Raw genomic sequence first — 511 nt, 5'->3', positions numbered from 1 at the left:
GCGATCTAAGGCTGAGGTCGGCTCATCAAGCAAGATAAACGACGGTTCCAAAATCAAGGCTCGTGCAATCGCAATACGTTGACGCTGCCCACCGGAAAATTCGTGCGGATAGCGGTTTATAGATGCGGGATCCAAACGTACTTCGCGCAGAACATCACGCGCTTTTTGCATGCGTTCTTTCTTGTTTAAATATGGTCGGTGGACGGTTAACCCTTCAGTGATGATTTCCCCGATGGTCATACGTGGTGAAAGCGAACCGTATGGATCTTGGAACACCATTTGTACGTCTTTTTTCAGATCGAACCGCTCTTTGTCGCTGAGTGAGGCCATGTTTTGACCTTTAAACTCAATTTTTCCGGTAGACGGTAGCAAACCGATCAACGCACGCCCTAACGTGGATTTACCCGAACCGGATTCACCAACAATGCCTAGTGTTTCGCCCTGTTTTAGTTGTAACGAGATGCCTTTTACCGCTTCGAAGTACTCGTTTTTGCTTGGGATAAAGTGAGGC

General features: G+C 47.7%; 1 protein-coding gene. It reads right to left on the bottom strand.

The window, feature by feature from the left end:
- A partial coding sequence (locus tag R7Z49_RS27745) for an ATP-binding cassette domain-containing protein (protein WP_318112868.1) occupies positions 1-511 on the bottom strand: 511 nt, incomplete at both ends.

This window comes from Vibrio sp. 1562, assembly GCF_033340155.1.
GTDB lineage: Bacteria > Pseudomonadota > Gammaproteobacteria > Enterobacterales > Vibrionaceae > Vibrio > Vibrio alginolyticus.
Note: the sequence above shows the minus strand (reverse complement) of the source record. Positions and strands in the feature narration are given on the sequence as shown.